This window comes from Novosphingobium album (ex Liu et al. 2023) (genome assembly GCF_029076845.1).
GTDB lineage: Bacteria > Pseudomonadota > Alphaproteobacteria > Sphingomonadales > Sphingomonadaceae > Novosphingobium.
The window spans coordinates 18,076-42,487 of the sequence record NZ_JARESE010000006.1 but is presented as its reverse complement, the minus strand read 5'-3'; the positions used below and the strand labels follow the sequence as shown (position 1 = coordinate 42,487).

General features: G+C 65.6%; 35 protein-coding genes and 1 pseudogene. 3 read left to right on the top strand and 33 right to left on the bottom strand.

The genetic code is table 11. The annotated features are described in order from the left end of the window. Positions 1 to 137: 137 nt before the first annotated feature. The 13 genes from PYV00_RS02570 to PYV00_RS02510 form a co-directional block, all read right to left on the bottom strand. Complete coding sequence (locus PYV00_RS02570) at positions 138 to 551, bottom strand: type II toxin-antitoxin system VapC family toxin (RefSeq protein WP_275226679.1); 414 nt, start codon at positions 549 to 551, stop codon at positions 138 to 140. Then, positions 548 to 811, bottom strand: a complete 264-nt coding sequence (locus PYV00_RS02565) for an antitoxin (protein WP_342803790.1) — start codon at positions 809 to 811, stop codon at positions 548 to 550. Before PYV00_RS02565 ends, PYV00_RS02570 begins: the two co-directional genes overlap by 4 nt. Positions 812 to 898: 87 nt before the next feature. Further along, positions 899 to 1,831 (bottom strand): hypothetical protein, encoded by a 933-nt coding sequence (locus PYV00_RS02560; RefSeq protein WP_275226677.1) that lies wholly within the window; start codon positions 1,829 to 1,831, stop codon positions 899 to 901. A gap of 77 nt (positions 1,832 to 1,908) precedes the next feature. Then, positions 1,909 to 2,193 carry a hypothetical protein gene (locus tag PYV00_RS02555; RefSeq protein ID WP_275226676.1) on the bottom strand — a complete coding sequence of 95 codons (285 nt, stop codon included), beginning with the start codon at positions 2,191 to 2,193 and terminating at the stop codon, positions 1,909 to 1,911. Positions 2,194 to 2,205: 12 nt separating this feature from the next. Continuing rightward, positions 2,206 to 2,901 carry a hypothetical protein gene (locus PYV00_RS02550; protein WP_275226675.1) on the bottom strand — a complete coding sequence of 232 codons (696 nt, stop codon included), beginning with the start codon at positions 2,899 to 2,901 and terminating at the stop codon, positions 2,206 to 2,208. 140 nt (positions 2,902 to 3,041) lie between these two features. Then, complete coding sequence (locus PYV00_RS02545; protein ID WP_275226674.1) at positions 3,042 to 3,350, bottom strand: DUF7673 family protein; 309 nt, start codon at positions 3,348 to 3,350, stop codon at positions 3,042 to 3,044. A 100-nt stretch (positions 3,351 to 3,450) separates the two neighbouring features. After that, positions 3,451 to 3,891 carry a hypothetical protein gene (locus tag PYV00_RS02540; protein WP_275226673.1) on the bottom strand — a complete coding sequence of 147 codons (441 nt, stop codon included), beginning with the start codon at positions 3,889 to 3,891 and terminating at the stop codon, positions 3,451 to 3,453. Further along, positions 3,888 to 4,151, bottom strand: coding sequence for a type II toxin-antitoxin system prevent-host-death family antitoxin (locus PYV00_RS02535; RefSeq protein WP_275226672.1), 264 nt, complete (start codon positions 4,149 to 4,151; stop codon positions 3,888 to 3,890). Before PYV00_RS02535 ends, PYV00_RS02540 begins: the two co-directional genes overlap by 4 nt. A gap of 41 nt (positions 4,152 to 4,192) precedes the next feature. Further along, on the bottom strand, positions 4,193 to 4,576 hold the full coding sequence (locus PYV00_RS02530; protein ID WP_275226671.1) for a DUF6915 family protein: 384 nt from the start codon (positions 4,574 to 4,576) through the stop codon (positions 4,193 to 4,195). A gap of 3 nt (positions 4,577 to 4,579) precedes the next feature. Continuing rightward, complete coding sequence (locus tag PYV00_RS02525; protein ID WP_275226670.1) at positions 4,580 to 5,050, bottom strand: DUF6878 family protein; 471 nt, start codon at positions 5,048 to 5,050, stop codon at positions 4,580 to 4,582. A gap of 2 nt (positions 5,051 to 5,052) precedes the next feature. Beyond that, a complete protein-coding gene (locus PYV00_RS02520; RefSeq protein WP_275226669.1) occupies positions 5,053 to 5,565 on the bottom strand; it encodes a hypothetical protein in 513 nt (170 codons plus the stop codon). A 128-nt stretch (positions 5,566 to 5,693) separates the two neighbouring features. Further along, positions 5,694 to 6,155 carry a DUF736 domain-containing protein gene (locus PYV00_RS02515; protein WP_275226668.1) on the bottom strand — a complete coding sequence of 154 codons (462 nt, stop codon included), beginning with the start codon at positions 6,153 to 6,155 and terminating at the stop codon, positions 5,694 to 5,696. A 137-nt stretch (positions 6,156 to 6,292) separates the two neighbouring features. Further along, on the bottom strand, positions 6,293 to 6,619 hold the full coding sequence (locus PYV00_RS02510) for a hypothetical protein (RefSeq protein WP_275226667.1): 327 nt from the start codon (positions 6,617 to 6,619) through the stop codon (positions 6,293 to 6,295). Between the two features lie 20 nt (positions 6,620 to 6,639). Here PYV00_RS02510 and PYV00_RS02505 point away from each other — a divergent pair, with 20 nt between their 5' ends. Next, positions 6,640 to 6,795 carry a hypothetical protein gene (locus PYV00_RS02505; RefSeq protein ID WP_275226666.1) on the top strand — a complete coding sequence of 52 codons (156 nt, stop codon included), beginning with the start codon at positions 6,640 to 6,642 and terminating at the stop codon, positions 6,793 to 6,795. Positions 6,796 to 6,833: 38 nt separating this feature from the next. Here the strand turns inward: PYV00_RS02505 and PYV00_RS02500 are convergent, their stop codons facing one another. Continuing rightward, positions 6,834 to 8,495 carry an ATP-binding protein gene (locus PYV00_RS02500; RefSeq protein WP_275226665.1) on the bottom strand — a complete coding sequence of 554 codons (1,662 nt, stop codon included), beginning with the start codon at positions 8,493 to 8,495 and terminating at the stop codon, positions 6,834 to 6,836. Between the two features lie 367 nt (positions 8,496 to 8,862). Between PYV00_RS02500 and PYV00_RS02495 the strand changes: the two genes are divergently transcribed. Further along, positions 8,863 to 9,471: an NAD(P)-dependent oxidoreductase gene (locus tag PYV00_RS02495; protein WP_275226664.1), complete on the top strand. Its 609-nt coding sequence runs from the start codon at positions 8,863 to 8,865 to the stop codon at positions 9,469 to 9,471. Positions 9,472 to 9,585: 114 nt separating this feature from the next. Here PYV00_RS02495 and PYV00_RS02490 read toward each other — a convergent pair whose 3' ends face one another. Then, positions 9,586 to 9,924, bottom strand: coding sequence for an Lrp/AsnC ligand binding domain-containing protein (locus PYV00_RS02490; RefSeq protein WP_275226663.1), 339 nt, complete (start codon positions 9,922 to 9,924; stop codon positions 9,586 to 9,588). Here PYV00_RS02490 and PYV00_RS02485 point away from each other — a divergent pair. Beyond that, a pseudogene (locus PYV00_RS02485) lies at positions 9,923 to 10,087 on the top strand (3-methyl-2-oxobutanoate hydroxymethyltransferase); the annotation flags it as partial. The gene PYV00_RS02490 and the pseudogene PYV00_RS02485 sit on opposite strands and share 2 nt — an antisense overlap. A gap of 137 nt (positions 10,088 to 10,224) precedes the next feature. On the opposite strand, the gene ygiD reads toward PYV00_RS02485, so the two are convergent. The 18 genes from ygiD to PYV00_RS02395 form a co-directional block, all read right to left on the bottom strand. Continuing rightward, positions 10,225 to 11,064 (bottom strand): 4,5-DOPA dioxygenase extradiol, encoded by an 840-nt coding sequence (gene ygiD, locus PYV00_RS02480; RefSeq protein WP_275226681.1) that lies wholly within the window; start codon positions 11,062 to 11,064, stop codon positions 10,225 to 10,227. Between the two features lie 96 nt (positions 11,065 to 11,160). Then, positions 11,161 to 11,550: a DoxX family protein gene (locus PYV00_RS02475; protein WP_275226662.1), complete on the bottom strand. Its 390-nt coding sequence runs from the start codon at positions 11,548 to 11,550 to the stop codon at positions 11,161 to 11,163. Positions 11,551 to 11,749: 199 nt separating this feature from the next. Further along, the gene (locus PYV00_RS02470; RefSeq protein ID WP_275226661.1) at positions 11,750 to 12,418 is read right to left on the bottom strand and encodes a CDGSH iron-sulfur domain-containing protein; all 669 of its coding nucleotides are present in this window, start codon (positions 12,416 to 12,418) and stop codon (positions 11,750 to 11,752) included. 362 nt (positions 12,419 to 12,780) lie between these two features. Further along, positions 12,781 to 13,134 carry a DUF3768 domain-containing protein gene (locus PYV00_RS02465; RefSeq protein WP_275226660.1) on the bottom strand — a complete coding sequence of 118 codons (354 nt, stop codon included), beginning with the start codon at positions 13,132 to 13,134 and terminating at the stop codon, positions 12,781 to 12,783. Continuing rightward, on the bottom strand, positions 13,131 to 14,099 hold the full coding sequence (locus PYV00_RS02460; RefSeq protein ID WP_275226659.1) for a hypothetical protein: 969 nt from the start codon (positions 14,097 to 14,099) through the stop codon (positions 13,131 to 13,133). The genes PYV00_RS02465 and PYV00_RS02460 overlap by 4 nt, the downstream gene beginning before the upstream one ends. Positions 14,100 to 14,192: 93 nt before the next feature. Then, complete coding sequence (locus PYV00_RS02455; protein ID WP_275226658.1) at positions 14,193 to 14,435, bottom strand: hypothetical protein; 243 nt, start codon at positions 14,433 to 14,435, stop codon at positions 14,193 to 14,195. Positions 14,436 to 14,463: 28 nt separating this feature from the next. Continuing rightward, positions 14,464 to 15,243: a hypothetical protein gene (locus PYV00_RS02450; protein WP_275226657.1), complete on the bottom strand. Its 780-nt coding sequence runs from the start codon at positions 15,241 to 15,243 to the stop codon at positions 14,464 to 14,466. A gap of 145 nt (positions 15,244 to 15,388) precedes the next feature. After that, on the bottom strand, positions 15,389 to 16,600 hold the full coding sequence (locus tag PYV00_RS02445) for a hypothetical protein (protein WP_275226656.1): 1,212 nt from the start codon (positions 16,598 to 16,600) through the stop codon (positions 15,389 to 15,391). Continuing rightward, positions 16,597 to 17,808, bottom strand: coding sequence for a helicase HerA domain-containing protein (locus PYV00_RS02440; RefSeq protein ID WP_275226655.1), 1,212 nt, complete (start codon positions 17,806 to 17,808; stop codon positions 16,597 to 16,599). Before PYV00_RS02440 ends, PYV00_RS02445 begins: the two co-directional genes overlap by 4 nt. Before the next feature lie 101 nt (positions 17,809 to 17,909). Next, entirely contained in the window at positions 17,910 to 18,734 is an 825-nt protein-coding gene (locus PYV00_RS02435; RefSeq protein ID WP_275226654.1) for an NYN domain-containing protein, read from the bottom strand. A gap of 171 nt (positions 18,735 to 18,905) precedes the next feature. Beyond that, positions 18,906 to 19,220 carry a hypothetical protein gene (locus tag PYV00_RS02430; RefSeq protein ID WP_275226653.1) on the bottom strand — a complete coding sequence of 105 codons (315 nt, stop codon included), beginning with the start codon at positions 19,218 to 19,220 and terminating at the stop codon, positions 18,906 to 18,908. Between the two features lie 35 nt (positions 19,221 to 19,255). Further along, a complete protein-coding gene (locus PYV00_RS02425) occupies positions 19,256 to 19,690 on the bottom strand; it encodes a DUF4262 domain-containing protein (protein WP_275226652.1) in 435 nt (144 codons plus the stop codon). Positions 19,691 to 19,716: 26 nt separating this feature from the next. Further along, positions 19,717 to 20,250: a hypothetical protein gene (locus PYV00_RS02420; RefSeq protein ID WP_275226651.1), complete on the bottom strand. Its 534-nt coding sequence runs from the start codon at positions 20,248 to 20,250 to the stop codon at positions 19,717 to 19,719. Between the two features lie 95 nt (positions 20,251 to 20,345). Further along, a complete protein-coding gene (locus PYV00_RS02415) occupies positions 20,346 to 21,665 on the bottom strand; it encodes a hypothetical protein (RefSeq protein WP_342803789.1) in 1,320 nt (439 codons plus the stop codon). Beyond that, the gene (locus tag PYV00_RS02410) at positions 21,665 to 22,117 is read right to left on the bottom strand and encodes a hypothetical protein (RefSeq protein ID WP_275226649.1); all 453 of its coding nucleotides are present in this window, start codon (positions 22,115 to 22,117) and stop codon (positions 21,665 to 21,667) included. Before PYV00_RS02410 ends, PYV00_RS02415 begins: the two co-directional genes overlap by 1 nt. Positions 22,118 to 22,130: 13 nt before the next feature. Beyond that, on the bottom strand, positions 22,131 to 22,775 hold the full coding sequence (locus PYV00_RS02405; RefSeq protein ID WP_275226648.1) for a hypothetical protein: 645 nt from the start codon (positions 22,773 to 22,775) through the stop codon (positions 22,131 to 22,133). 151 nt (positions 22,776 to 22,926) lie between these two features. Beyond that, complete coding sequence (locus PYV00_RS02400) at positions 22,927 to 23,757, bottom strand: response regulator transcription factor (protein WP_275226647.1); 831 nt, start codon at positions 23,755 to 23,757, stop codon at positions 22,927 to 22,929. A 282-nt stretch (positions 23,758 to 24,039) separates the two neighbouring features. Beyond that, a complete protein-coding gene (locus PYV00_RS02395) occupies positions 24,040 to 24,405 on the bottom strand; it encodes a hypothetical protein (RefSeq protein WP_232333044.1) in 366 nt (121 codons plus the stop codon). Between the last annotated feature and the right edge of the window lie 7 nt (positions 24,406 to 24,412).

The following is a 24,412-nucleotide window of genomic DNA, read 5'->3' as shown; positions in this document are numbered from 1 at the left end:
CTCGGCCGTTCGGCCGAGCAGGCGCGTCAAGCGCCCCATCCGAGGCCCGCTGCCGCGGCCTCGGGGCTGCCAACGGAGATCGAAGAGCCGTAGCGCCGAGGCTGCGCCTCAGGCGAAGGACGCCGCCTCGCGGCGCATCAACGGACCTCGTCCAGCCAGTTTTCGATGCTAAGCGCACGAACGCGAGAGAATTCGCCGACATTGGCGGTTACCAGCACCGCTTCGAGGGCATAGGCATGGGCGGCGATGAAAAGATCGTTGGGGCCGATCGGCTGGCCCGCAGCTTCGAGTTCGGCGCGAATACCGCCATATTCGGTATCGGCGGGAATATCGAGCGCGAGTATCTGCACGCTGTCCAGAATGGCTTCAATCTGCGCAAGCAGCCGAGGTGACCCCTTCTTCGCGCAGCCATAGCGCAGCTCGGCTGCGGTGATGATGCTGACGCAGATCGCATCGGGTCCGACCTCGGCGATCCGCTTTGCGACGCCGCCCTGCGGATTGCGGGCAAGTTCGGACACGATGTTGGTGTCCAGCATATAGAGGCGGCTCACAGATTTATCGCCTTCGCCGGCAGCAGCGTGTCGTCGATGTCGGGGAACTGGTCTTCGGGCCCGAGCGGTTCGAGGCCCGCGAGGACTTCGAGCAGGCTCTTGCGGCGGATAGGCTCGATGACCAGTCGGTCGCCCTCGCGGTGGATCAGGACGCTTGTCCCGGGCAGCTCGAAATCGGCGGGAATACGCACAGCCTGGCTCTTGTTATTACGAAAAAGCTTGGCTTCCCGGGCAGGTGTGGATTCGGATCGTGCCACCATAGCCTCCTTGCATATACATGAACATATACATGCGGCGCAGGAAATTCAACCGGCCGGACCAGGAGACGTGGCGCCGGCTTGGGCGCGCTAGACCTCGAGATAGCAGTCGTGCGCCAGCAGGAAGGCGTTCGCGACGGATTCTCCAGGGCAGAGGACGCGCGGCTCGCCCGAGCCCGCCCAGATCGGCCTCGGCAGGTCGTCGCCCATGGCAAAGCGCCAGCAGGTGAGGCCGCTTGCGGCTTCCAACACAAATCCGGATTCGGTTGCTTCGAAGCGCGCTATGGTCGGCTCGCCGAAGTCGGGCATGTCGAGGATCTGGTGATGCCCGGCATAGCGATGTTCCCAAGGCGGAAAATCCGAAAGCTGGTCGGGATGGACGCCGAGAATGCGCTGGTCGACGACGACCTTGAGCGACCGGAAATCGTCTGCGGGCGCGATGTCCTCGCGGGTCAGCCAGATCCATCCGTCCGAGCCGGTCAGTGGAAGGACGATCCAGGATCCGCGATTGCATTGCCATCCGGAAAGGCCGACGCCGCCCTGCCCGTAGCTGCCCAGGTGGCTCGAATAGCCGGTCAGCATCCGGTCGACGGGCCATTGGGGCGGCATTGTCCCGATCACGGACTTGCCGCGAACGGTGCTGAACGATCCGCGGTCCATCATGCCGTTGGCCTTGCGGATCCGGCGGCCGGGCCGGCCGCTGCGCGGCAGGTCGAGCACACGGCGCGCCTTCTCGATCGGGTCCTCGCCGCGGCGAACGCTGACATGGACGGTGAGGGCAAGCGAGCCGGATGCTGGCTTCGCACTGGCCGGACAATCGAGGTCGAGAACGATGTTGTGGCGGACCTGGGAGTGGGTTCTGTCCGGCGAAACGGTGCGGGACGATTTCCAGGCGATGCGGCGGCGCTCGTACCAGCTCTGCGATAACAGCCAGCTGCGGGCGCGCCGCGCGTCTTCGGCCTCGGCGCGCTTCAGGATCCAGTCGGGCACAGCCGCAGTAAAGACGAGGTGATGGGTCGACATGGAAGGGGTCTCCTTCGAAATCGGCCTCGGGCCGGTGATGGTGGGAGTTTCAGGCGCGGCTGAAACCGGCCTCGGCCTCAGGCATAGTGTGGGCGCTGCTCGGGAAAGCTTGGCGGAGCGGTCCACTCGTAGACGATCGCCGTATGGCGGCCGCCGTCGTAGAGAATGGAATCGACAGGGCGGCGATGCCGCTGCAGCCGACTGAGCAGCCGGTTCGCACGGGCTGCGAGCGAGACGGCGCGGCCCTCGGTGGGAGCCAGGGCAAGAAGGCGCACCAGCTCGCCGGTGTCGAAGAACCAGCCTCCCTCCTCGTCGCCTCCGTAGGCGCGGTCGATCTCATAGAGCGCGACGATGTAGCGCATGGTCGGTCTCCTTCAGGCGAGAGGTGCCGGCAGGGCGAGCCATTCCGGCTGGTCGTCGGCGATGGGAAGGTCGAGGTTCGAGGCCTCGGTCTCGGAATAGACCGTTGCGGTTTCCAGCGCGCCGAAGCCGTCGGCGCTGTTCCAGAACAGCAGTCCCTCCTCGGGATCCCGCATGGCGATCACCAAGCCGTTCTCGGCCTCGTCGGGGCGCCGTGCGAGCGCCGCTTCGAGGCCTCGGGCCGAGCCGCCATATTCGATGTCGTCCTCGCGTATCACGACGAAGCCGCCGCCGAATTCGCCCGGGCGCATGCGATCGCAATCGAGCGCATATTCGAAGCCGAACGGCAGGGCCGATTTCGCCGTCGCCTGGATGAGCGCGGCAGCCGTTTCAATGTCGACCTGGTCGCCGTGAATCCAGACGCGGATTGTATCGCCCGCGCCGGGAGCATCGACCTGCAAGGTGAAACCGAGACGCGGATAGTCCGGATCGGGAAAGAGCCCGAGGAAGCCATCGAACGGGTTGTCCGCGGACGGCGGAAAGGTGGCGGCGAAGGCTGGACCCAGTGCCGCGAAGCGGGCAGCACGCCCTGCCGGTTCAATGCCCGCCTCGCCGAGGATGTCTACGGCCTCGGCGATCAGGCGAAGCACCTCTGCTTCGGCGGGAGTGACGGCGAGCATGAAGCTCGCCTTGGTGAAATGATTGGCCATGTAGGGAACCTCGTGGGTGCTGGGCGCACAGGGCGCGGGCGGCAAGCGGCCTCGGGATTTGCCCGAGACACCCACCGTCTCCCCCTTCCCTTTCATGGCATCGGGCGCAGTGCTTGCGCCGGAGCCTGGCCTGGCCGCCGCTAATCGCTGTCGAAGTTGCGCCAACGGCCGACCAGCTCGGCCATTTCGGGCCCGCGGCCGAAGCCATCGGGATAGATGGCACCTTCGTGCTGGCCAAGAAATCCAATGATCGTGGTGATGTGTGTCGCAATCGTCGGATCGACGCCGAACAGATCGGCGATCGGAAAGTGACCGCAGTCCTCTCCGTTCCACCAGGCAAGCAGGAAGTTGGCGGCTCGGCGCGCCTGGCCCGTGTCGGAGCGGGCGAGGTCGATCAGCCGGTCAAGGGCCCTTTGCGCGGCATCCCGGCTGAAAGGCGCGGGCGTCATCGTCAGACGTGCCGGCAGTGCGAGGTGCAGACCGCCGCGCGATGCTTGGCTAGCCCGCCACCGGATCGCCGTTGCTTGTCGTGATCTTCAGTCATGCGGGCTATTCCGTTCGGATGGTCTGGCTGATCTGACGCTGATCATATGCCTGGAGCCATTTCTCGCGGACGAGATCATAGAGGACGGACGGCAAGTGGCCGTAATCGACGCGGCGTTGTGCGTCGCCCGGCACGGGTCTCAGGTCCGGACCGGGCCAGACGAAACGGTTTGCCTCACCGAGGATGATCCAGGAGCGCTCGCCATCAAGGCCCAGACGGGCCTTGGTCTTTACCGGAATCTCGACTGCGAGGTCGGGATTCTCGGGCATTATGTGGGTGATCGGAAGAACGGTAACGACATCCTGGCCGTCTCGGTTCGCGATGGTGAGCAGGACCGCACAGGGCCTGTCCTTGCTGCCTTCCTCGGCACCGCGCGCGGCTTCATGGCTCCAAAGGAAGGAGTATCGCAAGACCAGGCCGGGGACCGGCGATGGCAGGCTGCTCAAGATTCGCGCAGTTCATCGTTGAAGGCGTCCGCCTCCTTTGGAGAACGCGACGCAGCAACAGCGGCTCGATCTTCCGCGGTAAAATCGGCGAGTGTAAGCACCTGTCGATCACGCCGCTTCAGCCGTTGAAACTCTTCGTGGGAGAGCAGCACGAGACTTGGCTCACCATGGTTGGTGATCGTCAGAGGCTCCCGCAGCGCTTGTCGGCCAAAGCGGCCGAAAGCCTTCGATACCTCTACTGATGTAGCAGTCTGACTCATAAAATCTCCTGCCCGTAAAGTACGGAGTTTACGGACTTTCGTCAAGGCTGATTCACAGCTGACGAGGTATGTCGCGATAGCTCGAGTCCGGGCGATCCGGCCGGGTTGCCGCGCAGGATCCACGGCATCGGTTGGATGAGACGCGCCCAGTCGGCGAAGGACGGAATACGGCCAAGATCCTCCTGGACGTGCTGTTCGCCAATCAGCCGGACAGGGATATCGCACCCGTCGGCGTTTCGGATCGTTACGCCGAAGACCGTCTCGAGCATGAATATGCCCTCGGCATGATGGCGCAAAGCGCGGTGACGCGGGTCCGCCACGATTTTCTTGGACTCGTCGAACCACTGGTGGAGGGGCAGATAATCGTCCGTGTGGCCGCCCCAGCGCTTCACCGAGCTCAGCGCGTGATAATAGCAGTGCGACATCGCCTAGAGCTCCGCTTCGCTGGTCTCATAGTCGATGAACCGGCTGTTGTGGGTCAGCGTCACCGCGCCGCTGCCGACGTCGATCGCGATTGTTCCGCAAGCGCCCTCGCCGTCTTCCCAGCCCGCGTGACGGGCACAGACAGCGTTTTCCGCGAAGGCGCTGAGCGCGTCTTCCAGGTCGATCGTGCGGATCTTGACCTCGCCGCTATATTCGAGGCTGTGATGATCGCAGAGGATGTGCGGGAGCTCGGCATCGCCATCCTGGGTGTAGGCGCTGACCTCGCCGACGGTCCCTTCGTCACCGCCGCCATCATAATGGATTTCGACGCGGGTGATGCCGTGGGCGCGCAAATGCGGAAGGAAGGCGTCCTTGCAACGGGCCTCGACACTTTGGACGGCGGTCAGGGCATCGTGCAGATCGGCCTCGACCAGGCTGATGGTGGCGGGATCGGTTGGCAGATCGTGTGAGGTCATGGTCAGATCTCCTTAAGGAGGCGCTGGGCGGCCTCGGCGCTGCGGGGATAGGCGGCGGCCAGATTGCGGTGGAGGATCTCGAAATCGGCGAGCGCGAACCGTCCGTCGGGGTCCGGCCGGATGGCTATGAGCGCGCCCATGACGATATCGTCGATGGAGCTGCGCTCGGCCTTGGGCGCCTCGCCGTCGTCATAGCGCACGGGCGCAGCGAAGCCGGCCTCGATCCAGCTGCCAAGCCCGCTCTCGACCGCCTCGGCGTAGGTGGCGACGGCGGGATCGCGGCGCGCGGCGCCCGCATCGACCTTGAGACCGAGCGTGTAATAAACGCCGAAGTCGTGTCGGTTGGTCAGCGTGGCAAGCGCGCAGCCTTCGGGCGGCGGGCCGAAGCGGGCGATGATCGCGGCGCGGTAGGTGGCGACCTCGAGGCGATTGAGCCGCTCGAAGTCGGGAGTGTGCCCGAGCTGCGCGCAGTCCTCGTCAGCCGGCGCGCCGCCCAGATCGATGATGTCGGTCATGGCCTTCTCCCATTCGGTGAGCAACCAGCCCATGCCCCCTTCCCTCTCCGACCGTCTGGCCGGGGAAAACGCGAAAAGCCCCCGCTCCGCGAAGAGCGAGGGCCTCTCAAGGCTTGGGCGGCGATAGTTCAGCCAGCGAAAGCGTGGTCGGCCGAGGACTGACCGAGACCGGCCTCGGCGCCCTGGCCGGACGGCGCGGGCTCGTCGGCGCCGGGCAGCGGCGGCAGGCCCTCGTCGGCCTTGGGCGCCATTTCCGAGGCGAGATCGCGGCGCCGCGTCGGACGCGACCAGACGACATTGTAGCTGCCGTCCTCCTGGCGGAACGCCGACACATAGAGCGGCGCGGCCAGGCTCGGATCTTCGATCTTGCCGTTGAGGAACGCCTCGCCGGTGCTGTTCGAAGCCAGCTCGAAGAGCGCGCCGACCTGCACCCACGCCCGCGATGCCGACAATGCCAGCACCTCGTACTTCGGCGCCTTCGGATTGGCCGAGTGCACCTCGCGCAGCGCGATCGTCATGGCAATCGTCAGCGTCGCAAGCCTGCCGACGAAAATGCCGGCGTCATTCTGCTTGATCGAACCGATATTCATGGGACTTCTCCTGGATGACGGTCTCGAACCCTTCGTCCGAACCATCTTCCTCTCTCCCACTCCCCTCCTCGGCCGTTCGGCCGAGCAGGCGCGTCAAGCGCCCCATCCGAGGCCCGCTGCCGCGGCCTCGGGACGGTCTAGGACCGCGGGGCGAAGAGACCCAGTTTGGCCCGCACCTGATGGGCACCGTCCTGCACGCCGATTGTCACAAGCCGGTCGGCAGCGAGTGTTGCCGCGAGCGTCTCGGGCACCTCTGCATAGGCTTCGACGACCCGGATCGCGGCCTCGGGGTTCGGCAGCTCGCCCGGCTCGGTGCCCAGCCAGATGGTTGCCTCGCCTTCCTCGGGATCCTCGTCGGTGGGGGTGAACACCTGCGCGAAGAAGGTCTGAAGCGGGCGATCCCAGCCGATCACCGCCTTGATGACGCCGTTCCCCGGTTTGGTCTTCAGTTCGTAGCGGCTCATGCCTGGCTCCTGCGGATACGATGGTCGACATGGCGGGCCGCGCCTTCGGCGCTACGCAGCGCCTGGCGAACGGCCCTGGCGGCGCGCGGGGCGCCGCTCTGGGCAAGAAGGTTACGCGCGGCACGCAGATGGTCAATCGCCGCCGCCACGGCGGCGCGGTCAGCCGGCGCCGCTGATTTGATGGATCGCATCGATTGGTCCTCCGACAATGCGGTCAGGATGCCGTTTCCGGCTTGGCGGGTTCGAGCTGGATAGCGATCGCGTCACGTCCGATCACGGCCGAGAACTGGCGGCCTTCGGGTACGAACCACTGGGCGCGATAAGCGATGATCGCGCGCAGACGTTCGACGAGCGCGGCATCGTCGCCGAGCAGCAGGCGCGTGGCCATTTCCCTCGCATCGAGAAGGAAGCGGTCATTCTGGGTTTCCCAGCTGTCGGCGTCGTGATCGTCGCTCGCGCAGAAGCAGGCGGCCTCGAGCAGATAGACCAGTTCTTCCGGCGAGACGGCATCGCGAGAAGCGAGCAGGATGTTTGCTTCCTCGAAGCTCCAGAAATGGCCTTCGTCATATTCGATGACGACGGGTGCTGCGACGATGAGGGTTTGGGGCTGCGGTCCACTGATCTCGACCACGAGATCGAGCCGGTCGACCAGCCCGCTTTCCAGACCCGGCAGTTCGCTGCCGTCGAAGAGGGAAGTGACGCCGTCGCGCTCGATCTCGAACCCGAGCGCGGTGATCCGCGCAAGAGCGTCATACCAGCCATATCCCGCCATCGCATCGTCGGGGTCGGCCAGGCGTCCCTCCAGGCGGCCGTCGCGGGCGAGAGCAAACGCGGCGCATTGTTCGAGCGGCGGACCAAAGTCTCCGACCAGCACCAGCTGTCCGGCGGGCACAAGGCCGTGCCCCTCGCGCCCGCTGTTGCGGTCAGCCGCAGCCGGTGTCCATCCTCGCAGGACCGGCGCCGCTTCGGGCAGGTCGATACCAAGCTCGCGGGCCTCGGCCCATTGCTCGAAGGGCAGGCGATGACTGCCGAGCGAGGCGATGTGCCGGTAGATGGCTTTGCGCACAGTGCCGCGGAGCGCCTCGAGTGCGGCATTCTCGACCATCTCCTTTCGCGCGGGGAGCACGAGCTGCAGCGTCGGCGCGTCAACGATATCGACACGGGCCCACCAATGGCGATCCTTCTCGTCGATCGAGGGCAAGACACAGGGAACAGTGAGGCCGTGGAAATTGATGCGCGGCTGATAGCGGGTGGACCGGGTGTCGTTGAACAGGCCGATCCGGACGCCCTCGGTCTCGACGATGACCTCGGCGCCGGCGAGCCAGTCCGCTCTGGGAAGCGCAGCCCCATTGAAGCGGATTGGTGTCGGGCAATAACGCGCGGCACCGTTCGCGATTGCTTCGAGGGTCTTCGCCCATTCGTCCTCGAGGAGCAGGCGGATTTCGGTGCCGAAGGGATGAGCGCATGGGACGACCGCAATCGGTGCGCGCGATTCCCAATCGTCCGGTCCGATGGCGATAGCCCACCCCTCGCCCTGGCCGCGCGCGCAGGAGCGGATCTCGACATGGCGGCCGGCAAGGCTGAACACCCCCATGCCGGCAGGATCCTCGCGACGCGCCACCTCGTCGTCCCAGCCCGAGCGCCCAAGCGCCAGGATGACAGCGGGATCGGCGATCCCGGCGCCGTCGTCCGCGATGGCAAGCCAGCGTCGCCCCTCGGCCTCGGCGACATCGAGATCGATGACCGTCGCGCCGGCCCGTCGGGCATTCTGGATCAGTTCGGTGAGGATGTCGCCGAGCGTGTTGTTGAAGAGGCGCGTGACCTTGGTGATCGCGGCGGGATCGACCCTGCTGCGGATGACGGTGGGAAGGGACATCGGGGTCTCCTGGACAAGAGCGGACCTGCTCGCTCAATCCCCGTCCTCCTCTCCTTTCGCAGCCGATCGCCGACCGCGGATCAGGCGCAGCGAGGCTGCTTCACGGCCTCGGGCAGCTGGAGCGCCCTTCTCGGAACGACTGGGGGTGTTCAGCGTTCTCGGACCATCAAGGCGCTCCGCGCGCCACCGCCTGCGCCCGAGCCGAAATGATGCGGTCTCACGGCAAATGCGTGGCGTAAGACTGTGCCTTTCTCCAGCCGTGACGGGCGATTTCCCTTCAGTCGGTCTGGGCTTTGGCGCATAGTTGTCGCCGAAAAACTCAGCCGGTCGCACTCCGCGTCTTGAGTTCTTTCATTGGAGACTGACCATGAAAGTTGCTCTTATAGGTGCCACCGGACGTGTCGGATCGCGTTTGACGACCGAGCTTGTGTCTCGTGGTCACGTTGTGACCGGCATTGTCATGCATCCCCCGGTCAACGCCCCTGACACGATAACGATTGTCCAAGCCAACGCGGCAGACGCGAACGCGCTCGCTCCGCTTCTCGTCGGGCATGACGCAGTCATCAGCGCCGCCCGCTTCGTGACCTCTGACGCTGACGCTCTGATAGCCGCGGTGACAATGGCGCAGGTCAAAAGACTTCTTGTCGTGGGCGGCGCCGGGAGTCTCGAGGTTGCGCCGGGAACAGCGTTGCTCGATAGCGATGGATTTCCCGAGGCCTTCAGAACCGAGGCTCAAGCGGGCGCTCGTTTCCTGCAAAGATTGCGATCCGAACGCGATGTCGACTGGACGTTCCTGTCGCCGTCCGCGGAATTTGCGTCCGGCGCGCGCACTGGTCACTTTCGGCTCGGGAGGAACGATCTGTTGATCGATGCCAACGGCAAGAGTCATATTTCGATGGAAGACTTCGCGATCGCGATGGTCGATGAGCTCGAGAAGCCTTCCCACAGCAGGCAGCGTTTCACCGTCGGCTATTAAACGTCCAGCCGGGCTCAGGGCGACGAACCCGCCGCAATCGATTCGCGCGTTGCAAGCCCGGATTTGTTCACCACAGGCCGTCTGCCAGGCCCGCGCGGACAAATTTAACTCCAGCTACCGCACATCAGCGCTGAGAGGCACCTCAAGGGCGAGCTTTACCCGCTGCATTGGGATATCCGTTTTAATGCTACGCCCACCGGGAATGCGTGCAAGGTGTTCCGCCTGAAATCGACGTACGCCCTGCAGATCAGGTGCTACGATCCGGAGTAGAAAATCACGATCACCTGCTATCAGATGGCATTCGACAATCTGCGAGAGTTGACCGACCGCAGCGACGAACCGCTCAACCTGATCCTCGTCTTGCCCGGTCAGCCAGACCCGAGCAAATACCGTAGTGAAGGCGCTATAGATGCCCTGACCGTCGCCGATTTCGCTGGCGGGTGGAGGAACCATGTCCAAGCAAATCGTCTCGAAGCGTATCCCTGCGCCATCCCTGCGAGCGCGTAAGGGCGCCGAGAAGATCGTCGCGCTTACTGCGTACACCGCGCCAATGGCGCAGGTTCTCGATCCGCACTGCGACCTGTTGCTGGTCGGCGACAGCCTCGGCATGGTCGTTCGACGATGGTGCATCGTCAATATCATGACGCGAAGCTGCGCGGCGTTGTCCTTGCCTTGCCTGCCTCTTCGCTCCTGGGTCCTCTCTTTGCCGAACGATATAGGCTTGGTGACGGCGCCGCCACGAGCCTGAAAGGATCAGATATTGGCCTGGTCGGGCGGGACGTCGGATGGCAAAGAAGCTGCGTCACTTCCTTCGCTGCAATCGATCGCATCCATGCCGACGCCATAGCAGGTCATGGATAGGGACCCCATCGCATAGCCGCGCACGAGTGCTTTCGCGCCGTCGCCTGCCGCCGCAATGCCGGCGGTGTAAAGCAAAGGTAGGAAATGGTCGGGAGTCGGAACGGCCAGGGCGAAATCGGGGTGCCCGGCCAGTGAAGCAACGTCTCCCGGCCTGCCGGTCATCAGTTCGGCGGCTGCGTCGTCGAACCTGTGCGCCCAGGGCTCGCCGCCATCCTGGTTCTGCCAGTCGATGCGTCGCAGATTGTGCACGACGTTACCGCTCGAGAGGATCAGGATGCCGCGCCGGCGTAGAACATCGAGCTTGGCGCCGAGCTCGATGTGATATTCCATCGGCTTGAGCGCGTTGATCGACAGTTGCACGACCGGAATGTCCGCGTCGGGGAAGAGGTGTGCGAGTACGCTCCACGTGCCATGGTCGAGCCCCCATTGATCCCGATCCAGTCCGGCCCAGTGCGGTTTCACGACGTCCACCACCTCTTCAGCCAGTTCCGGCAGCCCAGGGGCCGGGTATTCGAAATCGAATAGCTGCTGCGGAAAGCCGTAGAAGTCATGGATGGTACGAGGCTTCGCCATCGCCGTCACAGCGGTGGAACCGATGAACCAATGTGCGGATATCGCCAGAATAGCGCGGGGCCGCGGCATTGCCGCGCCGAGCCGGCGCCAGGCCAGCGTATAGCCGTTATCTTCGAGCGTGTTCATCGGGCTTCCGTGACCGATGAAGAGAGCCGGCATCGTGGGCATGGGGGTCCTCCAGAAGTTTTTCGCTACGTTCCCATCAGGCTCCAGCGACCGGCCCCGGCACGCGTGAAATCGGCGAATAGCGCCTCGTCACCCAGGCGTACGTTGCCGCAAGGCATCGAGGCTCCAGGTCCCGGGACCGGCAAAGACGAGATAGAGGAAGAAGAAGCTGTAGAGGATCGCTTCACCACCGCCGTTGATTCCAGGCCAAAAGCTCGTCGGAAGATGAGCCGTAAAATAGGCCACAGCCATCTGACCGGAGCAGATGAAGGCCGCTACCCGCGTGAAGAGGCCGAGGGTCAACAGGATGCCGCCGCCAATCTCGATCACTGCCGCGGCGATCAACAAGGCCGGTAGCGGATCGGGCACGCCCGGCTGCGGAACCGGAAAATGGATGAGCTTCATGAGGCCGTGCTCCATAAACAGGAGGGCCGTGACAATCCGAACGACGCTCAGAACGCGTGGGGTCCAGCTTTCCATCAAATCTCCTCTCATCGTGCGCGATTGGGCAATATTCTTGAAGTCAGAGACGCATCCTGGTCGACACGGGATCGTGCCCACCGGTGGTTGGGTTGCGCCCGCGGGACGCAAAACCCGCGCATATCATCGTCGCGCGAGATCTTATTTACCAGACGCGTTGTTAGCCTCGGGAGCAAAATCGGCACGCGGCGACGGTGCGCTAGTCGTGAAATTTGATCTGGGCATGAGAACCATCGCAGAACGGCTTGTTGCGCGACGCACCGCAGCGGCACAATGTTACGCGATTGCGGACCTCGTATTCGAAGCCGTCGGCAGCGGTGATCGCGATACCGCCCCGAACCCAGAGCGGTCCGCTGCATTGCTCTACCGGATCCTCGATGAGGCCAATCGACTTCGGCAGATCGGGTTCCAATGCCATTCCCGTCGTTTTGTCCCAGGCGACAAGCCGCCCGGCGGGACAATTCCCGACCTGCCGTGTGAACGTCGCCCGGACATCGGGGTCGTCCGTCTGCGCGACCTGGCTCCAAACCTGGCCGTTTGGATCGCAGAATCGTCCGAAGGCGCAAAGATGCTCGGCATCGGTCAGCCCCAGTTCCGGACCATCGAACAGCGCGGCCATCTGCGAATAAGACTCGCGGCTAGCGGTTTCCGTCCCATCGAAGTCGATCCTGGCATGCGTGCCGTCACAATAGGGCTTGCTCGATGATTCTCCACAGCGGCAAAGCGCGTACTTCTCCTGGTGCGGCAGAGGAGCACCTGCGATCCAGGTCTCGGACCCGCCGTCGGCATCCGCTCCGATCGTCTGCCGCGAGAGCGGAATGCCGCCCGAGACAAGATAGGGCCCGCCCTTTGTCACCTGGATACGCATGTCTCTGTCCCGATCCGCCATCGTCAACCTCTCATCGAGCGGAACCGCCACTCATCATTTGCCTGGGCCGCGCCTGGCATGTTCACCGCGACGGTATACCTGAGGCTCTTGCCGGCAACCGTTCGCGCAGCGCCCGCAATCGTGCACGTTGCGCTTCGGGGAATGCCTCATCCAAACGGGCAACATGGTCGGGCAAGTTTACCTCTCCCGGGGACGACAGGCGAACGGGGGGTCGAGATCGACTCCGAAGGTGATCCTAGACTGCTCTGCGATCGAAGTCGACGAGGGCCGGCGAGACCGCCCGCCTGGAAAACGCGGGGGACAGCCGATGCGGTTGTGGCCGACCGGGCATTGGTGACGGCTCAATAATCCTCAGCGAGCATGACGGTGAGCACGCGCCGCGTTATCGAGGCGTCCGCCGGATCGTCGGAGCCGAACTCGAGCGCCATGTCGTAATAATCGATCTTGAACAGGACCCGTTCGCCCTTGAGGTCGAAGGCGCCGAAATCGCGCTCGGGCCCGTCGCCCGGCTTGAACGCATAGCGACGCACGGCGGCGAGCAGCTCGGCCTGGGCGAGGACTTCCGCGATACCCTCGTTGTCGCCGGTAATCCGCGCGAGACAGGTCCGCGTGACCATGATGCGGGCGTTGGCATCGAGACCCTGGCGGCAGCGATCGTTGAGCCGGGCGATGCGTTCGGTGGTTGGGATTGTCATGCTGCCTCCAGCAATCCGGCGTTGAAGGTCTCGAGCCACTCCGCCATCGCCGGCCGATCGGGGAGTGGGACATGGGCGGCGACATCCTGGAAGCGGATCAGATCGACGGGCGCATCGCGGATGATGGCCTCGATGTCGGCGGCGGGGAGCAATTCCTCCGCGCGGATGAAGTCGGTCATCCGGCCGGGACGCTTCGAGGTCGACCGGCGCCAGAGCCCCTCGACGGTGCGCAGGCGCGGCGCCGCGCGGGCTTCGACCAGGACGATCAGCCGCAGGCACCAGACGGGAAGCGCGCGGACCTCGTCGGGTTTCATGGCGCCGCAGATGAAGCAACTCGACTTGGGCGGGACCGGTAGGCCGGCGGCCTCGATGCGCGCGATGCAGGCGTCGCGGTTCCAGCCCCAATCGCGCAGGGGATAGCGGCACTCGAAGAGATCGCTGGCGATCGTCGATGCATGGGCATAACGTCGCGTGTCCGCCGGCGAGGCGTCGTAGCCGATGAGGCGGATGACCTTCAGGCCGCGGGCCCAGGCGGCCTTGGCGGGGCCCCAGTCCTTGAGGAAGGCGTCCTGCGGCGCCACCTTCCATTTAAGCGAGCAGCTGTGGCGCCCCAGGCTGATGCTGGGCAGCGTCGCATTGGTCAGCACGTTGGCCAGCAGGTCGTAATAGGGCGGCCAATGCTTGAAACGCTTGGGCGTGTAGCGCACGGTCTCGTAGCGGATACCACGCGCGGCCATCCATGCCGCCATCATCTCCTGATAGGCGTAGGTTTCCGGCTTCTCGACGCCCGGATCGCCGGTGATCACGAGATCGGGCGGAGTGCCGCGGCTTTCCAGCTCTACGAGCAGCGCGGTGCTGTCGACGCCGATGCCGTAGGCGAGCACGGTGGGGGCCGGTTCGGCGACACGGATGTAGTCGATGTCGCGAGGGCGCGCGGCCGGGGCGGGGCAATCGATGGCCAGCATGGGGGGCTCTCCGTTCTCACGCAGTCAATCTGCGCGCCGAACGCCCCTCCCCCTCTTCTCTCTGCGGCGAACGGCAATCCCGCCTCCGAGCGTTCAGTCGCCGCCGCGCAGGCAGGCGTCCCGGTCATAAAGGTCGAGATGAATGCCGAGCCTGGCTGCCTCCGCCGTCGTCAGATCACGATGATCGTCGCTGTCGGGACTGCTGGCCATTTCCATGACCGGATGGACCGACACGATCTGGCCCGAGGGAAGGTGGAAGAGGTTCGGCGACCCGTCTACTGGCCCGGTTCCGGCCGGAACGTCGAAGCTTCCGCTGATCTCGAATTCGACATGCATGATGATGCTCCTTGCGATGGACAGGCCCTCAGCCGCCGATCGGCAACACCTTGGGATAGGGAAGCCGCGGCAGGTGGCGGCCCTGCCGACGCGCTTTGCGGGTGAGCTCGAAACAGTAGGTGAAGAGGCCTGGGTGGCGGTGGCGCGTCAGCAATTGGTCGGCCTGAAGGCGCCGGAGCCAGACGGCCGGGATTTCGCGTAGGCCGGGGCCGGGAAGACCAAGCCGCATGATCTGGTCGATGGCGCCATCCATGCCGCGCTCGCCGAGCCTGATTTTGGACAGAGTCCGATCGGAAATGGTGCGATCCCCTGCGCGCAGCACGATCCGTGGCCGCGTGATGCCGCGATGCGCGCCCGATAGTGCGGCGTAAACGCGGCCGATGTGTCCGGCCTCGGGGTCGCTGTAGGACACGATGGACTCGATCGCAGGCCGGGCTGCCCGAAGCAGCCGGAAGGCGCGGGCGCAGAAGAAACTCTCGCCATTCTGGGGAACGCTGTCGAGAAGGATCAGACGCGCGAGTACGCTGCCCTTGGCCGGGTCGGTGAAACCGGTATGCCGGGTGATGACGGCGTCGGTCGCGGGCACCGCGAAGACGGCAACGCCTTCCAGAGCCGCGCGCCGCCCGAAAAGGCCGACGGCGACCTGGGCGGCCGGATAAGTCGGCAGGTAGTGATGCTCGGCGATGAAGCTGCGGGCCATGCCGTGATCGATGACGTCGACCGAATAGGCCCTGGGATTGATGGTGCGCAGGTCGGTTGCCCAGAGCCCGCGGCGTTCCCGCCAGCGCTGACTGCGTGTGGTTTCCATGATCGGCCTCGGATTGAAAAGGGATCGAAAGCTCCCGGCCCTTCGACTGGTCCTCCGGTCGCGGCTCGCCCAAGGCGGACCCCGCGACATTGTGGCTGGCTGGAGGAGACAGGGGCGGCGGGGAGCAACGCCGCCCGCGAAAGGTTCATTCCGAGGCGAGCAGCGCCTCGAGCGTCACGGCGCGGCGCGGCCGCCGACCAAACCGATATCCGTGTTGGGTCGCATATTTGCTGAGCGACATCGCCTTGCGGTTGAGCGCGGCCGCGAGATCGGCGATCGAGACGCCGGTCCGGAAGGCGATGCCGAGCGCGCGCGTTTCATCGTCACTGAAGGGCCGGATATAGCCGTGGACGAGACCAAGGCTGTTCGCGCGCGACGTGAGCGCCGCCTTCGTCCGCCCCATGCTCGCGGCAAGACGCCTGGTCGGGATGCGACCATAGTCGGCGCGCAGCCGCGCCTCCTCGGCCTCGGTCCAGTCGGGACCGATCCGCCAGCCATTGCGGTTCGCATGAAGCCCGCGTAGCTGAAGATAGTCGGCACGATGGCGCAGCGATCCCGCGGTGCGGCCGAGTTGGCGGCGCAACGGGGTGAGACTAGCCCCCTCGGTATAAGCCTTGCGCAGCAGAGCGTCCTCTTCCGGCGTCCAGGATCGGCCCCAACCGCGGCCGTAACCGAGCTTGCGGATCGCAAGGCCAAAGCCCCTGACCGTGCGCGCCGGAAAGCCTTGCTGGGCGAGCATCGCGACGATCGCGGTGTAGCGGTGGCCGACTTCGGCAAGCGCGAGCGCCCGCGCCGTTTCCGCCTCAGACCAGTCGGGCGGATGGTTCGCGTGCACGATGCCAAGAGCGCCGGCCCGGCTGGACAGACCGCCGAAGGGGCGGCCGATCAGTGTCGCGATCTGCGCGAGGGGCACGCCGCGGCGATAGCCCTCGATGAGCTGGGCATCTTCCCAGGGCGTCCATTCCGCGGGATTGCCCTCGGTCAGATCGAGGAGCCGGGCCCGGGCATAGACCGCCGAACAGGAGCGGCCGAGGTCGGAGGCGATGCCAGCGGTCGGCTCGCCGCCATAGCGCTGGGTCAGCTCGGTATCGTCGAGTTCGGTCCAGGTCCGCGCGGAGTTGCGACGCAGGCCCAGCATCGCGATACGTTCCGCCACCGCCGCCCGGCCACGACCGATGGCGAGCGCGATTTCCCCGATGGCCATGTCATCGAGGAAGAGCACGCGCAGCCGCTCGCTCTCCTCTGGGGTCCATGCGTCGGCCCGATAGGCCATCTCGCGCAGCGGCGTGGCGGGCAGCGCCTGGCGCGGGGCCGGGACTAGCTCGACGATGTCGGCGTCCAGATCGAGGGGTTTCATGCCAGCGCCACCACGGGGACGTCGCTGATCTTTGCGCGGAGCCGGGCATGCAGCCGGGCGATGCGATTCTCGCCGCGCGGCATGGTGTCGACGGCGCAGATCGCGGCGAGCATGTCCAGGGCATCGTCGACGGCGTCGCGCGGGGCACCGATATGACCGGCGAGATCGTTGGCGGTCGTCGCGTTGGGGGCGATGCTCTTGAGTGCGCCGATGATCGAGGCCGCGTGCGGCGCGGAAGGATCGAGAAGGAAGGCATCGAGCGCCCGCGTTCCCTTGAGGGTCAAGGCCTTGTCGCGCGGGCCGTTCGGAACCTCGCGCAGAGCCGACAGGTTGAGGAGCTTTTCGGCCTCGTCGCTGTCGACCGCCGCGGCAGCCGTGAGCCTCGGAGTCGCGCCGAGATGCTCGGTGATGGTCTGTTCCATATGGGCGAGGACCGGAAGCGGCGACATGGCGGGCCCCATCGCGAAGAACTCGCCGGGCGCGAGCTTGCGCAAGGCATCCGCCTCCTTCGCCGAGAAACCGAGGAGGTCGGCCGCGCGCGCAATGTCGCGATCGAACACGTTGAGGCCGACGAGGAAGTTCTGCAGCTCCGAGACCACCGAGGATGAGAGCTTGGCAAGGCGCTGGGTCGCGATGACCGGCGCGATACCCCGCTTGCGTCCCCGGGCGCAAAGATCGGTGAGGGTCGCGACGCCGAGGCGGCGGGTTTCGGCGTCGCGCGCCGATCCGGCATGATGGGGCGCGAGCAGATGGCCCTCGTCGATGCAGACGAGGACGGTGTGGCTCCAATGCTCGCGGGGCGCGCCGATGAGGCCGGCGAACAGGGCCGCCGCCTTGATGATGCGCTGGTCGGGGTCGAGATCGGTCAGGTCGACATGGAGCGAGAGCCGGTGCTGGCGGGCGCGCGCGGCGGCGGCCGTCAGACCGTCGGAGGTGAGTTCACAGCCCTTGAGCGAGGTCGCGCCGATGTGGCCTGCGAGATTGCCGAACTCGCCTTCGGGATCGACGAGCACGACGGTCGTGAAATCGAAGGCCTCCTCGATGATCTTGCGCAGGGTCCGGCTCTTGCCCGCACCGCTGCTGCCCTGGATGAGCAGCCGGCCGGCGAGCAGCCGCTCGAGGTTGAGCATGAGCGCGCCGCGGCTGTGCCTGCCGATCGGCACGGACCATGGATCGGCGGAGGGGTCGATCGAGACGACTGTTGCCATGATGGAATCTCCTGGGCTCGGCCGGTCTGGCCATCACCCTCTCGATCCCCCTTCCCTTTTCCCCTTGCGGGCGCTGCTGTAACCACCTTCCGAGATGAAGATCATCCTCCGGGACGGTCCGCGCGATCCTTGTTGCGTTTGTCGGCGACGTAGCTCTGCCCGTTCTTGCCCTTGACGATCTCGAAGAGCCCGGTGGCGGTGAAGAGCGCGGTAAAGTTCTTCACGCCGTAATTTCGAGGATCGATGGGCGCCTGCCGTTTGGCCGCGCTCCCCGCTGCGGACATGAGTGCCCAACCGTCCTCGCGAGCAGACGCTTCGACCGCGCCGCGCAGGATCGTCACGAGCTTGGTATTTTGCGCGAGGGATTTGTCGGCAGGCTTGTCGGCGGCAGCCTTTGGCTTCGCTTTGGCCTTGGGCGCGGACGGCGGCGCTTCGGATGGTTCGACAGGTGCGCCTGTCTGGACGGGGTCATCGAGGCTGTCGAGATAGAGGAATGTGGTACAGGCGTTGACGAAAGGCGCCGGGGTCTTGCGCTCGCCAAAGCCGTAGACCTCGTGGCCGTTGGCCTTGAGCTGCATCACCAGAGGCGTGAAGTCGCCGTCGCTCGATGCGAGACAGAATGCATCCGGCTTTTGCGTGTAGAGCAGTTCCATCGCATCGATGACCAGCGCGATGTCGGTCGCATTCTTGCCCGCGGAATAGCTGAATTGCTGGATTGGCCTGATGGCGAAGTCGTGGAGCTTGTCGGTCCAGCCCTTGAGAGCAGGTTTTGCCCAGTCGCCATAGGCACGCCGGATGTTCGCCGTGCCATATTTGGAGAGTTCGGCCAGCATGACAGCGATCTTGGCATGCGATATGTTATCGGCGTCGATCAGAAGCGCGATCCGCCGATCCAGGGTGCCGCGAGGCTTCTCGTCATTGTCCAAAGTGAAGTTCCCTCCCTATTCGCTCGCTTTACGGACTGCTTTCGTCAACGCGGTTACCCTGAGCGTCGTCATGGCATCCCTCCATAACCGGCCATGTAATGCGCAATTGCCGTATTTTCACAATCGCCTGGTCGGCATTTAGGACAATGCGCCTCAGACAGTGCGGCGGCCCTATGACCCGGAACGAGAGTCCGGCGCGCCGCTGCGGCTCCGGAGCCCCCAGTCGGGCTCATAATCGGGACCGTAATTGGCGCTGCGCAGATAGTCGGGGTCTCCGGCCTCGTCGACGAGATAGCCTGTCACTTCCTCGGCATAGTCGGCATCGAGCGCGCCATCGGCGGTCGGGATCAGCCGCACGCCAAAACCCTTGGCGAACAGCGCCTCGTCGGCAGCCCGCATGGCGGCTGGATGGTCCGCCGCCTCGACGGCGAGCTTGACGCGGACCGTCGCATAGATGTGAACGAAGTGCGTTGGCTCGGACATCATCTGTCTCCGGGATTGAGGGTGGATGTGAGAGGCGCTCAGGCCAGCGGTGCGTCGTAACCGGGCTCGCAGCCCGGTTCGCCGGGGTAGCGGCCCATCGGGTCGCAGAGCAGCACTTGCAGGACGTCATATTCCTCGTGCCGAAGAAAGCGGCCGGCCTGGAGCGTGTAGCGTCCGCGGGCCTCGGCGGAGGCCTGCCGCAGGCGGACGGGGAATTGTCCGCCGACGTCGACTTCGCCTTCGAGCGGGCGGCGCACCTCGCGCATTCGATGGCCAAGATCATTGAGGATCGAGCCCACCACGCGGGGCGAGTAGTTGCCGATCAGCAGAAGTTCCGGCAAGCCGTGCAGCGCATTGCCGATGGTGTAAGCGAAGGCGGGCGTTTCGCCGTCGGCAAAGATCAGGAAGAGATGCTGGCCGCTTCGCGCGATATTGCGCTCGATCGCGGCGTAGATGTCGAGATCAGGTCCCATGAGAGCCTCGAATGGTTGGGTGAATCTCAGGCCGCCTCGGTCGGTGCCAGGACTTCGAGAAAAGCGGTCTCCACGAGCTCGGTCTTCTGGCTGCGTTCGCGCGGGCTGATGTCGAGCTTCACATAGAAGCCCGCGAAATGCGTCTTCACGATCACGCCTTCCCGGCCCGCAAAGCGATCGCCGCCGATGCGTTGGCGCGCCCGGATGCGCACACGCGCACCGATTTCGGGCTCAAGGACGACGTCGGCAGGCCTGGACCGCTCGGCGAGGAACATCGCCAGACAGACCATATCGTCGAGCCGGCCGACATCGGGGCTGCATGCGCGGGCGAGCAGCCGCCATTCGCGCAAACCCATGACGGCGCCGGCGAGTTGGCGATCACGCGCCTCGTCCTGGCCGGCGACCAGGTGTCCCGCCGGCATTTGCGCGTCCGGATCGAAGGCAAGGATCGCCGCGGCATGATATTCAGTTTCGGTGAGGGCCACCGCGAGGTGGTCGATCCGCCCGGCGAGGTCGCGATCGACGGAAGATGGGCGCAAAAGGGCAGGCGTTTCAGACATGGGCGGTGTTCCCCTGGATTGGAATGGTCGATCGCCGGCTGCTCAGCGCACCGGCTCATCTCCCCTGCCCCGCCTCCCCTCCCGCACGCGCCGGTTCAGGCCGCGGCCAGGTCCGGCCGATCGGCCGTCAGCCGCGTTGCGCCGCCAAAGGCGCGCAGACGCGCGGCCATGGCCTGGCGCAGATGGGAGCGATTGCCGATCACGGTCTCGGGCGACAGCGGCTCGCCCTGCACCGTCACATAGCCCTCGGCAGGTTGGCCGCCGGGCGTTTCGACGACGATCCGGTGCCCACCGGCGGGCAGCTTGCCGGCATAGCGCGCGGTGAACTCCCCGAGCTTGCCGGTCAGCCCCTTCACCGCCTTGCCCCAGCGGATGTGGCCGGCGCCGAGGCTTTCCCCGGCCGCAAGGCCGCGGCCGAGCCAGATGCGGAAATGAGCGCGCTGCTGCAGCACGGTGTTGCGGGTGCGCTCCATCGTGCGGCAGAGCGGCAAGGCTGCGGCGTGAGCATCGAGCAGCGCGAGACAGGGGCCTTGCGCGGCGACCAGCACATCGTCGAAATCGCGGTCGCCGATCAGCGCGCGAAGCTGGGCCTCGCACCGCGGATCGTCGGCTAAATCATTGCCATCCGGCGGCGCCAGCACAGCCGCTCCTGGCCGAACATCGCCGAGCTTTTGGAAGCCGGTCGCGGAGATCACGATGACGGCGAGGTCCTCATGGCCCGGGCAGGCGAGCAAGGTCGGGAGAAGTAATGCGGCCTCGGCGTGCGCGGCCGTGCTTTCCTGGAACAATCCTGCCTCGGGCGCGCCAAGGATAAGAAGGCGCCTACTCCAGCGCGCGGGAAGCGGTTCGTCGCTGGGCTTGGGCCACGCACTTGGAAGGGGCCGGCCGGTTGCGATCGCAGGCGGCTCCGCGGGGGGCGACGACGCTTCGAAAGCCCGGCGCGCGGTATCGAAAATGTCGTCGCGATTGCCGCCGCCATCGGCAAAGCCCTGGTCATAGGCCAGGGTCGCAGGCGTCGAGACGCCGGGCCGGCGCACGTCCGGCTCCCACCCGGCGGTAGCGGCGTACCAGCCGGAAGCATAGCGCACCGCCCGGTCCCAGTCGTAGCCGCGGAGCGTGCGTGCGCGCAGGATCGCGCGATCGCGATCGTCGCCGACACCGTTCGCGATCCGCCTTTGGGTGAAGGCGAAATTGCGGTCCTGCCGCTCTTCCTCGGCGATCCGTGACATCGCCTCCATCACCGGGCGCAGTGCGACTGCCCGCTCGCGCATCCGCGCGAGCCGCGCTTCGGCAGCCGCATCCGGCGCCAGGTCGGGAAGCCGGCACCACACATCGGCGAGGATCGCGGCCTGCTCCGGCGGGCGGCCGTGGTCGAGCCATGCCCGCGCGCTTGCCGGATCGAACGGCTCCGACATCATCGGTCTCCTTCGATGCGAAAGCCGAGCGCTTCGGCGGTGAGGGTTTCGATCTGGCCGGAGAGCCAGTCATGGCGCCCCGTCAGATCGACGGCCTCGCCGAGATGGGCGGCATTGGGCGGGGCGATCGGCACCAGCTGCCGGAACGGAACCGTGCGTTCAGCCATCTCCGGGAAAGCCGCGTGCAGGAGGATCGCCCCCACCCGGCTGGCGACGAGGTCGAGTTCGATTCCGAAACGGTGCTTTTCGAGGCCGGGCGGCGCCTCGAGGTGAGCCATCGGCGCGATGACATCGAAGAGGCGGGCAAGCAGACCGAACCCGTAGCCAAAGTCCGAATGCATCGCGATGAGCGCCTGGCGTTCGAGGGAGATTTCGGTGAACGGGACGAAGGCCCGGTAGGCGTAGCTGGGCAGGACCTGGCCGATCCTGACCCGCGTGAGCAATATCCGCATGATCGTGCTCCCCTCAGGCGACGAGACGCGGTTCGGCGGGCGCTCGCTCGGGAAGGCCAAGCTCGCGCTGGATTCGCGCGGCGAAGCGGTCCGGCTCGAGCAGCTCGCGGACCGAAGCCCAGCAATTGCGTTCGCCGATATGATCGCGGCGATCTCGAACCTTGCGAAAGCAGACTTCGCGGCCGGGCCCGAACGGTCCGATCGAGAGCTGGACCCAGACGTTGTCGGCATGCAGCGTGATTTCGCCCGACACGGCAGGTCCTGCCTTGTTCGAGCGGATATCGAAGCTGCCCTCGTCCAGGCCCAGCGACCCCGCGAGGCGGCGCAGCGCGATGCGCCCCTCCGAGTGGAACAGGCGTTTGGCGGGCTGGTCATGGGCGACGCCGCGCAGGACGAGGGTCTTGAGCACGGGGCGATTACGCATCTCGGCGATGCGCTCCATGCAGTCACGGCGCAGATCGGCATCGGCCGGGCGCGCCGTGCACAGGCTTGCAAGATGGCGGATGAGGAGGATCACCGCCGGATCGGTCTCGAAATCGATGCCGGCGTTGCGGCAATCGGTAATCGCGGCCGCGATCGCGTGCAGCGCGGTGCCGACCATGATGAGGGCGCTCGGATCCAGCGCCTGCTGGTGGCGGAAGGCGACGTCGTAGTTCATGGGGTCCTCCGGGTCTCGAGCGGTCGGCCCGCTCGCAACCCTCAGTCCCTCTTCCCTTTCATCGACCGGCCCTGTCGGAAACTGGCACCGCGGATCCGGGCTTCTGGCATTGCAGGGAAGCGCGAAGATCGCGGGCAGAGCGCGCAAGACGTCATGCGACCCGTACCTCGGTTGCCAGCATGTAGCCGACGCCCCGGACCGTGCGGATGAGCGGGGGAGCGTGCTCCCCATCGGCCAGCTTGCGCCGCAGGCGGCTGATCAGAACGTCGACGCTGCGATCGGATCTTCCGCCGATACGCGAGCGGGTGAGTTCGAGCAGACGGTCGCGTCCGATCATGCGTCCGGGGTGCCGCAGCAGCGTGACCAGCAGCTGATGCTCGGCCGAGGTCAGTTCGATGTCTGCGCCCGATGGCGCCGTCAGGCGATGACGGCTCGGGCGATAGCGCCAGCCCGCGAAGAGAAACTCTTCGGCGATCGGCGAAGCCGGCTGTGCATGCGGACAGGTCGCCCGGCGCAGCAGCGCGCGCACCCGGGCCAGGAGTTCCAGATGACTGAAGGGTTTGACGATATAATCGTCCGCGCCCAGATCGAGGCCGGCGACGCGGTCGCTTTCCGCCCCGCTTGCGCTGACGATGATGATCGGGACACGCGATCCGCGCCGGAGCTTGGCACACATCGCGAAGTCGCTCTGCTCGGGAAGATCGATATCGAGCAGAACCAGATCGATCGGCCGGTGCTGCATGAGTTCGGCGAGCTCTTCGCCGCTGGACGCGCCGGTGACGTCATAGCCGCCCGCCCTGAGCAGGCGTGACAGGACGGTGCGGGCGCCAAGGTCGTCCTCGACGATGGCGACATGAGCCGGCTGGACGAGTTTTCCGACTTCGTCTGGCGGAGCACCGCGCGGCCGAAGGGTATTCCGCAAAATCAATCGCTCCCAGGTTGCGGTTCCGCGAACGCCCTGAACGACGTCTCCTTCAATCACATGCGCGGCCGCGGAACCGCACAGGTGCTGGCTGCGCCGGTGTTCGGCAATGCGTAGAATACCTATGCCCGTCCGGGCTCCCGTGCAGGATCGCCGCCGAAAGAACCGTCAGCTCCTTCCTCGAAAATGTCGGCAGCCCATTGCTCGACCCAGCGCCCGATGATCTCGTCATGGTCAAGATCTTAGGTCTGGTTCGGCCTGTCCGATTAGGTCCAGTTGGCTGACCTTGAAGGGTTTTCGGGCGCGCTCGCTAACCGGACGTCTGGTTAGCCCCGCGCGCGGCTATTCTTCGGACGCATTCGGCGGGGCGATCGGCAGCATAGCAACATTGCGTCGGTCCCGAAGCTCGCGGACAAGGTCGGCATTGCGCTCCTCCAACCGCTTCGCGCGGCTCTCCGCGATCAACGCGCGCCGCAAGAGAGAGGCATTCTCGGTGGCCAGCACCCGGATCCGCACCTCCGCCTCCCCCTTTCCTCCATCCAGCTTTGGAACCTCATCCTGACCCGAAGCCGGAGATCGTTCAGCCTGAAGGGCACGGAGATCTTCAAGCACAGCGCGATGATTGGTGTAGAGCGCATTGCGTCCGATGCCGGCGTGCCGGGCCAGCGCCGCAACGGAGATTTCGGATTCAGGATCGGCGCGCAACACGGCGAGA

Excerpts from the sequence above, each read along its gene's own strand:
- PYV00_RS02565 (WP_342803790.1), bottom strand. The coding sequence starts at position 811 with ATGGTGGCACGATCCGAATCCACACCTGCCCGGGAAGCCAAGCTTTTT.
- PYV00_RS02560 (WP_275226677.1), bottom strand. The coding sequence starts at position 1,831 with ATGTCGACCCATCACCTCGTCTTTACTGCGGCTGTGCCCGACTGGATC.
- PYV00_RS02555 (WP_275226676.1), bottom strand. The coding sequence starts at position 2,193 with ATGCGCTACATCGTCGCGCTCTATGAGATCGACCGCGCCTACGGAGGC.
- PYV00_RS02550 (WP_275226675.1), bottom strand. The coding sequence starts at position 2,901 with ATGGCCAATCATTTCACCAAGGCGAGCTTCATGCTCGCCGTCACTCCC.
- PYV00_RS02545 (WP_275226674.1), bottom strand. The coding sequence starts at position 3,350 with ATGACGCCCGCGCCTTTCAGCCGGGATGCCGCGCAAAGGGCCCTTGAC.
- PYV00_RS02535 (WP_275226672.1), bottom strand. The coding sequence starts at position 4,151 with ATGAGTCAGACTGCTACATCAGTAGAGGTATCGAAGGCTTTCGGCCGC.
- PYV00_RS02530 (WP_275226671.1), bottom strand. The coding sequence starts at position 4,576 with ATGTCGCACTGCTATTATCACGCGCTGAGCTCGGTGAAGCGCTGGGGC.
- PYV00_RS02525 (WP_275226670.1), bottom strand. The coding sequence starts at position 5,050 with ATGACCTCACACGATCTGCCAACCGATCCCGCCACCATCAGCCTGGTC.
- PYV00_RS02520 (WP_275226669.1), bottom strand. The coding sequence starts at position 5,565 with ATGACCGACATCATCGATCTGGGCGGCGCGCCGGCTGACGAGGACTGC.
- PYV00_RS02515 (WP_275226668.1), bottom strand. The coding sequence starts at position 6,155 with ATGAATATCGGTTCGATCAAGCAGAATGACGCCGGCATTTTCGTCGGC.
- PYV00_RS02510 (WP_275226667.1), bottom strand. The coding sequence starts at position 6,619 with ATGAGCCGCTACGAACTGAAGACCAAACCGGGGAACGGCGTCATCAAG.
- PYV00_RS02505 (WP_275226666.1), top strand. The coding sequence starts at position 6,640 with ATGGTCGACATGGCGGGCCGCGCCTTCGGCGCTACGCAGCGCCTGGCG.
- PYV00_RS02500 (WP_275226665.1), bottom strand. The coding sequence starts at position 8,495 with ATGTCCCTTCCCACCGTCATCCGCAGCAGGGTCGATCCCGCCGCGATC.
- PYV00_RS02495 (WP_275226664.1), top strand. The coding sequence starts at position 8,863 with ATGAAAGTTGCTCTTATAGGTGCCACCGGACGTGTCGGATCGCGTTTG.
- PYV00_RS02490 (WP_275226663.1), bottom strand. The coding sequence starts at position 9,924 with ATGGTTCCTCCACCCGCCAGCGAAATCGGCGACGGTCAGGGCATCTAT.
- ygiD (WP_275226681.1), bottom strand. The coding sequence starts at position 11,064 with ATGCCGGCTCTCTTCATCGGTCACGGAAGCCCGATGAACACGCTCGAA.
- PYV00_RS02475 (WP_275226662.1), bottom strand. The coding sequence starts at position 11,550 with ATGGAAAGCTGGACCCCACGCGTTCTGAGCGTCGTTCGGATTGTCACG.
- PYV00_RS02470 (WP_275226661.1), bottom strand. The coding sequence starts at position 12,418 with ATGCGTATCCAGGTGACAAAGGGCGGGCCCTATCTTGTCTCGGGCGGC.
- PYV00_RS02465 (WP_275226660.1), bottom strand. The coding sequence starts at position 13,134 with ATGACAATCCCAACCACCGAACGCATCGCCCGGCTCAACGATCGCTGC.
- PYV00_RS02460 (WP_275226659.1), bottom strand. The coding sequence starts at position 14,099 with ATGCTGGCCATCGATTGCCCCGCCCCGGCCGCGCGCCCTCGCGACATC.
- PYV00_RS02455 (WP_275226658.1), bottom strand. The coding sequence starts at position 14,435 with ATGCATGTCGAATTCGAGATCAGCGGAAGCTTCGACGTTCCGGCCGGA.
- PYV00_RS02450 (WP_275226657.1), bottom strand. The coding sequence starts at position 15,243 with ATGGAAACCACACGCAGTCAGCGCTGGCGGGAACGCCGCGGGCTCTGG.
- PYV00_RS02445 (WP_275226656.1), bottom strand. The coding sequence starts at position 16,600 with ATGAAACCCCTCGATCTGGACGCCGACATCGTCGAGCTAGTCCCGGCC.
- PYV00_RS02440 (WP_275226655.1), bottom strand. The coding sequence starts at position 17,808 with ATGGCAACAGTCGTCTCGATCGACCCCTCCGCCGATCCATGGTCCGTG.
- PYV00_RS02430 (WP_275226653.1), bottom strand. The coding sequence starts at position 19,220 with ATGATGTCCGAGCCAACGCACTTCGTTCACATCTATGCGACGGTCCGC.
- PYV00_RS02425 (WP_275226652.1), bottom strand. The coding sequence starts at position 19,690 with ATGGGACCTGATCTCGACATCTACGCCGCGATCGAGCGCAATATCGCG.
- PYV00_RS02420 (WP_275226651.1), bottom strand. The coding sequence starts at position 20,250 with ATGTCTGAAACGCCTGCCCTTTTGCGCCCATCTTCCGTCGATCGCGAC.
- PYV00_RS02415 (WP_342803789.1), bottom strand. The coding sequence starts at position 21,665 with ATGTCGGAGCCGTTCGATCCGGCAAGCGCGCGGGCATGGCTCGACCAC.
- PYV00_RS02410 (WP_275226649.1), bottom strand. The coding sequence starts at position 22,117 with ATGCGGATATTGCTCACGCGGGTCAGGATCGGCCAGGTCCTGCCCAGC.
- PYV00_RS02405 (WP_275226648.1), bottom strand. The coding sequence starts at position 22,775 with ATGAACTACGACGTCGCCTTCCGCCACCAGCAGGCGCTGGATCCGAGC.